Here is a 6961-nt window from a genome sequence, read left to right on the forward strand (position 1 = left end):
TACTGCCTCGGCTTCGGGTTCGAGCTCGTCCTCATGTCCGACATCCGCATCGCCGCCGAGGACGCCGTCTTCGCTCTCCCCGAGGCGCAGGTGGGCGTGGGCATCGACGGCGGTGGGGACCTGCGTCTCGCCCACGAGGCCGGGGCGGGCTGGGCCAAGCTTCTCGCCTTCACGGGCCGGCGCCTCGACGCCCGCACGGCCGAGCGCATCGGCGTCGTGCAGCAGATCACCTCCACCGAGGACCTGCTCCCCACGGCCATGGCCATCGCCGAGGAAATCGCCGCCAACGCCCCTCTGGCGGTGCAGAGCATCAAGCGCACCATCGACGGCTTCACCTACCGCGGCCTCACCGAGGCCATGCGCTTCGAAGCCATGAGCGCGGCCATCGAGTTCGTCTCCGACGACATGCCCGCCGGCTACGCGGCCAAGGCCAAGAAGCAGCCCGTCGTCTTCGAAGGGAAGTAGGCGCCGTGCCCCTCCCCGAGCCCCCGCCCCTCGGCACCGCCATGCTGCCCGCCGGCACCTTCGCCGGCACCACGGTCATCGTCACCGGCGGCGGGACCGGCCTGGGCAAAGCCATCGCCGTCGAGTTCGCCCGCCTGGGCGCGGCGGTCGGCATCCTGTCGCGCGACGAGGGCCACCGCCAGGCCGGCGTCGCCGCCGTCGAGGCGGCGGGCGGCCGCGCCGCCCACGCCGGCGCCGACATCCGCAAGGCCGAGGATGTCGCAGCGGCGTTCGACGCCCTCGAGGACGCCCTGGGGCCGGCGTCGGTGCTGGTGAACAACGCGGCCGCGAACTTTCCCGTGCCCGCCGACGACCTCAGCCCCAACGGCTGGCGGGCCGTCACCCAGATCGTGCTGGACGGGACCTTCTTCTGTTCCCAGGAGATCTTCCGCCGGGCGAGCCGGGCGGGCGCCCCCGCGGCCATCTGCAACATCCTGGCCACACAGTCGTTCACGGGCGGCCCGGGCATGGCCCACACCGCGGCGGCCAAGGCGGGCGTCGGCAACCTCACCAAGACCCTGGCCGTGGAATGGGCGCCGTTCGGCGTGCGGGTGAACGCGCTGGCGCCGGGGCTCTTCCCGCACGAGGACATGCGGGCCGACCTGCAGGCCCTGCGCACCGAGGGCGAGGACGTCGACAATCGCCGCTCCCCGGCGGGCCGCCTGGGCCGGCTGCACGAGCTGGGCTGGGCCGCCACCTGGTTGTGCTCGCCCTATGCATCCTTCGTCACGGGCCACACCCTGGTGGTCGACGGGGCCAATTGGCTGCGCCGGGACTTCGTGATGCCCGAGTTCGTGCCGGTGCGCGACCAGATCGCCGGGGCCCTCGGGCCGCGCCACCCCGAGCCGTAGGACGCATGGGCGATAGCCCGAAGCGGGCTCGGGCTCGGGCCCGCGCTCGGGCCCGGACCCGGATGCCCGGATCGGGAGCGAGACAGGTAAGGGGCCGGACCTGACGACGGGTCAGGCGGGGCCCGAACGCCGGGACGGGGCCGGACCTGACGACGGATCAGGGCGGTCGACGTGGCGGCGCGTGCTGCTCGCGAGGCTCAAACGAGACAGCCTCAGCGCACGGACCAGGGCCGCCGGCGAGCCCCGGTTCGGGGACGGCTCCCGTAGGATCGTGGGGATGCGCATCGGACCCGATCCGGGCGGTCCCGGGTCCGGGGACCACGCCGCACTCACCGACGTGCTGCCCATCACCGACTCCGGCGGGATCGACGTGGCCCCCCAGGACGCCACCGCGGGCATCGACCGCATGCGCCTGCGGAGCTTCATCGGGCTGACGCTGGGCCTGATCGGGCCCCGGGCCAACCTGGCGGTGTCGGGCGTGCTGCTGACCCTGCTCGTGGAGTCGCGGGTGTCGAGCGCGCTGGCCATCACGTTCGCCCTGACCGCCAACCGGCTCATCGGCTGGCTGGCGTACCCGCTGCTCGGCCGGGCGAGCGACCGGACCCACACCGCGGCGGGCCGCCGGGCTCCCTACATGGCGGCGGGCCTGCTGATCATGGGCGTGTGCACGTGGGCCTACACCCTGGTGTCGGGGTTCTGGCCGCTGGTGCTGCTCATCGTGGTGGTGAAGACCGCCAGCGTCATGTTCGGCCTCACCAACGTGGCCGTCATCCCCGAGACCTTCGGCAAGAGCCGCTCCCTGAAGGCGGCCGCGCTCATCGGCCTGTTCGGGATGCTCGTGAGCCTCGTCATCAAGGGCACCGTCATCGCCACCTGGAAGGCGCACGACCCGGCCACCTGGAACCTGGCGTTCCGCATGGCGGGGGGCTTCATGGTGGCGGTGGCCCTCGTCGTCCTGGTGCTGGTGCGCGAGTCGCCGGCGGCCCGCGAGGTCGCCGACCGCGAGCGGCACCGCCGGGTGCGCCCGTGGCGCGACGAGCTCTCCGACATCATGCGGGTGCCCAACGCCCGCGTCCTCGTGACCGGCATCCTCGTGTTCTGGGCCGGGCTCAGCGCCACCGGCTACCTCGCCATCGTCTATTTCCAGAGGGTGCAGCACGCCGGGGCCAACTCGCAGACCATCGCCGGCTGGGTCAGCGGCGTCCCCGTCGTCATGCTCGGCCTCGGCCTCGGATACGGCCTGAGCCGCGTCCTCACCCGCAAGCAGATCGCCGTCCTGACGCCCCTGGCCGGCTCGGTCGTCTCCCTGGTGCAGTTCACCACCACCCACATCTGGCAGTCGGTCCTCCTCGCCTTCGTGGGCGGGCCGATGCTCGGCGCCTTCGTCATCTCGCTGGCCCCCATGCTCCTGCAGCTCCTCCCGCGCTCGGGCGGGATGGGGGAGCTGCTCGGGAAGCTGGTGGCCCCCTTCAGCCTGTTCGCCGTGGTCTTCTCGTTCCTCGCCGCCTGGGTGGTCGACCTCACCGGCGACTACCGCACCATCTGGCTCTTCCCGGCCGCCGCCGGCATCGTCCAGGCCGTCGTCATGTGCTGGCTGCGCATCCCCAAGGGTCAGGAGCGCGCCGAGATGGGCGACATCGTCCAACGCATGGGCGACTCGGTCATGGACCAGGTGATGGGTCGCGACCGCGCCCTGCTCGGTGGCGTCGTCACCGCTGCGGACGCCGACTCGGCGTCGGTGTTCGACATGGCCCGCCACATCCTCGGGAACCCGTACCGGACGATCGGGTGGGTCGACGACGGGGGATCGGGCGAGGGCGTCGACGAGGGAGTCGGCGGGGGCTCGGGCGAGGGCATCGACGAGGGAGTCGGCGACGGTTCGGGCGGGGGAGTCGGCGACGGTTCGGGCGGGGGCGTCGGCGGGATCTCGGGCGGGGGCGCTGAGGGAAGCTCGGGCGCGCACGCCGCGGGGGTGGCCGTCGATGGCGATGCCGGCGTCGACGCAGCGTCAGTCTCCGACGGTGTGACCGGTGCCCAGGTCGTTGCCCTCGACGATGGCGGGGGCGACGAGGAGGGCAGCGAGGGTCGCGGCGTCCCGCACGGCGAGGACCCGGTCCTTCCGGGCTGAGGCTCGGCGCACAGCAGTAGCGCGATGAGGTACCCGGTGCGTAGCAGCGGCGTGACGAGGTGCTCGGAACGCACCGGCGGCGTGACGAGGTCGCTCGGGGCGCCCCGCAGCGCGATGGGGACGCCCGGGGCATAGCATCGCGTCGGGTCGCCCTCGATGCGGAGGGGGCGGCGCCGGCCCGGGAGCAGCCCGGGAGCCGGCGGAATCAGCAAAATCAGCGGCGACACCAGGAGGAGTCGGTCATGGACGTGCGCGACAAGCTCTACATCGACGGTGCCTGGGTGCCCTCAACGGGCACGGGGACGCTCGACGTCGTCAACTCGACCACCGAGGAAGTCATCGGGACGATCCCCGAGGGGACGCCGGAGGACGTGGACCGCGCCGTGCGCGCCGCCGCCGACGCCTTCCCGGAGTGGTCGCAGACCTCGAGGGAGGAGCGGGCCAAGACGCTCGCCCGGGTGCAGGAGTCGCTGACGGCGCGCACCCCCGACATCGCCACGCTGATCTCGCAGGAGGTCGGCATGCCTTTCACCCTCTCCAACCTGATCCAGGTCGGCCTGCCGGTGATGAGCTTCTCCGCCGCGGCGCAGCTCGCCACCGAGTTCCCCTTCGAGGAAGAGGTGGGCAACACCCTCATCGTGCGGGAGCCGGTGGGCGTGGTCGGCGCCATCACGCCGTGGAACTACCCGCTGCACCAGATCGCGGCCAAGGTCGCTCCAGCACTGGCGGCGGGATGCACGATCGTGTTGAAGCCGAGTGAGGTGGCACCGCTCAACGCCTTCATCCTGGCCGAGATCCTCGACGAGATCGGCCTCCCACCGGGCGTCTTCAACCTCGTCACCGGCGTGGGCCCCGTCGTCGGTGAGGCCATCGCCTCGCACCCGCTCGTCGACATGGTGTCGTTCACCGGCTCCACGCGCGCCGGCAAGCGCGTCATGGAGCTCGCCGCCCAGGGCGTGAAGCGCGTCGCCCTGGAGCTCGGCGGCAAGTCCGCCAACGTGTTGCTCGAGGACGCCGACCTGTCCTCGGCGGTGCCTGCCGGCGTGGCTGCCTGCTACATCAACTCGGGCCAGACGTGCTCGGCGCTCACCCGCATGCTGGTGCACCGCTCGCGCCTCGCCGAGGCCGAGGAGCTGGCCGTGCAGACCGCCGAGACCTACACCCCCGGTGACCCCTTCGACGCCGCGACCCGCATCGGGCCGCTCGTGTCCGCCACCCAGCTCGAGCGCGTGCGCGGGTACATCAAGAAGGGCATCGACGAGGGAGCGACGCTCCTCACCGGCGGTGCGGAAGCGCCCGAGGGGCTGGAGAAGGGCTACTTCGTGCGCCCGACGGTCTTCACCAATGTGACCCGGGACATGACCATCGCCCAGGAGGAGATCTTCGGGCCGGTGCTCTCGATCATCCCCTTCGACACCGAGGAAGAGGCCATCGACATCGCCAACGACACCGTCTACGGCCTCGCCGGCGGCGTGTGGGCGGGCGACAAGGAGCACGCCGAGCGCGTGGCCCGGCGGCTGCGGACGGGCCAGGTCGAGGTGAACGGCGGGGGCTTCAACCCGCTCGCCCCCTTCGGCGGGTACAAGCAGTCCGGAATCGGGCGCGAGCTCGGTAAGTACGGGCTCGAGGAGTACCTGGAGGTCAAGGCGCTGCAGCGCTGAGCCGCCTGCCGCTTGCCGACCCGCCCGCGGCCGTGGCGGGCCGTGGCGGGGCGGGGCGGCGGGGATGAGCGTGGTTCAGCGGTGACCCGGCGGAGGCCGCCAAGACCCGTCGGTGCTGCGCGACGGGGGTGGCGCAACTCGTGGCCGCTGGGATCGGGGCGGCCGGCTTCCATCGGGGCGCTGCGTGAGTCCGGCGTCGGGCGAGCGCGTGGGGGGCACTCCTGCGAGGGTTCTCGCTCGGATCGGATCGGTTCGGCGAGAACGCTGCCGCCCCTCGGGTGGCCCTTGGCGTGGAGCACTTCTCGGGGATGGGCCACCGGCGGGTTGGCGTCGGGAACGGTGCCTGGCCGAGCAATCGGCGGTGCGCCCACCGAGCTCACCATCGGCGCGGGACAACACCCTCAGCCGGAGGCGAACTCCGGTGGTGGCTCCCACTCCCACTTGCCCGGACCGCCTCTGAGCTCGAAGCCCCGGTAGGTCTTCATGGCGTGATGGAAGTGGCACAGACGGGCCAGGTTCTCGAGGGCGGTGGGGCCACCCTCGGCGAAGGCCGTGCGGTAGTGGTCGATCTCGAGGCCGAGGGCCACGTCACAGCCCGGCACCACGCACTGCGGGTCGCGCTCCTCGAGCGCACTGCGCACATGGGCGGGCACGGTCCGGCCCACGTGGCACACGGTGGTGACGTCCACGCCGTCGTGCACGAGGAGCTTCACGAAGGCCTCGGGCAGAAGCGCCCGCACGCTCGCCACCGGGACGGGCCCCACCCCGGGGATCTCACACGTCTCACCGTCGTCGGCATGTCCCCGGCGCAGGGCCCCGGCGTCGATGCGCACGTGCACCACGGCCCGGGGGGCGGATGTGGTGGGGCTCCCCGGGGAGGCGGGGGCGGCGTCGGCGGGGCCCGTGCCTGTGCACCGGACCCGGCCGGTGACCAGGTCCACCAGCGCGTCGGCGGCGTAGGCGGCCGTGGGCTCGTGCCGACCGGCCGTGCGCCCCTCGTCGAAGCGCTCGTTGGTACGGCGCTCGAGCGACGCCAGCAGGCTGGCCCCGTCGTCGGGGGTGAGCCGCATCTCGGCCCGGAAGGCCCCGTCGGGGTCGCTCCAGTGGCGCAAGAACCGGGTCCTGCGGATGGCCTCGTAGCGCTCGTTCTCCGCTGCAGCCGACCCCGCCCGGGCCCGCACCGCTCGGCAGCGGTCCTTCAGGCCCTTCACGGTGCACGCGCCCGCCGCCTCCAGCAGCTCGGCCTCCGCCGACGGGCGGGCGGCCGCGGCGGCGGCGATCTCCTTCGCCTGCGGGGCGGACAGCGTCCCGCGACGGACGGCTTCGGCCGTGGCCGGCAGGGCCTCGAGGCGGGTTCCGGTCTCCAGGGTGGCGATGGCCTCGCCCAACCCCGTGCCGGAGGTGGCCGCCATCCAGGCCGCCGCGCTGCGGTGCCCGTCGTCCTTCCAACCCTCGGACTCCGCGGCCCGGGGGGCGAGCAGCAGCTCACCGGCCGAGCCCAGCCGGCGGACCTCGGCGAACACGGCGTAGAGCTCGGCCGCCTGTGCCGTGGTGATCAGGGCCGGGTCGAGATCCGCCAGATAGGCGGAGAGATCGGCCACGGCTCGGCGGGGGACGGCGAACTTCTGCACTCGTCCAGGATGACATGAGGGTGTATCGGTGACATCGGAGCCAGGCACGAGTCGATGATCACGACGGGAGGCGCCGGGGACGACAGGGCTTGCAGCTGGAACAGTCGTGATATATCGTGAACGTACGAGAACAGTTCTCCGGCAGGATTCCGGGCGGAGTCCGCCCGAGAGAACCGAGAGTCGAAA

At 72.6% G+C, this 6961-nt stretch carries 5 protein-coding genes; 4 read left to right on the forward strand and 1 reads right to left on the reverse strand.

The genetic code is table 11. The features are described from left to right. From VMV22_09975 to VMV22_09990, 4 genes are all read left to right on the forward strand, one after another. Positions 1 to 465, forward strand: a 465-nt coding sequence (locus VMV22_09975) for an enoyl-CoA hydratase-related protein (GenBank protein HUY22656.1), incomplete at its 5' end; no start/stop codon positions are given. A 5-nt stretch (positions 466 to 470) separates the two neighbouring features. Continuing rightward, positions 471 to 1355: an SDR family oxidoreductase gene (locus VMV22_09980; protein HUY22657.1), complete on the forward strand. Its 885-nt coding sequence runs from the start codon at positions 471 to 473 to the stop codon at positions 1353 to 1355. Positions 1356 to 1632: 277 nt separating this feature from the next. Then, a complete protein-coding gene (locus tag VMV22_09985; protein ID HUY22658.1) occupies positions 1633 to 3483 on the forward strand; it encodes an MFS transporter in 1851 nt (616 codons plus the stop codon). 242 nt (positions 3484 to 3725) lie between these two features. Continuing rightward, entirely contained in the window at positions 3726 to 5144 is a 1419-nt protein-coding gene (locus tag VMV22_09990; GenBank protein ID HUY22659.1) for an aldehyde dehydrogenase family protein, read from the forward strand. Between the two features lie 401 nt (positions 5145 to 5545). Here VMV22_09990 and VMV22_09995 read toward each other — a convergent pair whose 3' ends face one another. Next, positions 5546 to 6775, reverse strand: a complete 1230-nt coding sequence (locus VMV22_09995; GenBank protein ID HUY22660.1) for a DUF222 domain-containing protein — start codon at positions 6773 to 6775, stop codon at positions 5546 to 5548. Positions 6776 to 6961: the final 186 nt, after the last annotated feature.

The sequence above is a fragment of the Acidimicrobiales bacterium genome (assembly GCA_035531755.1).
In the GTDB taxonomy this organism is placed as follows: Bacteria; Actinomycetota; Acidimicrobiia; order Acidimicrobiales; family UBA8190; genus DATKSK01.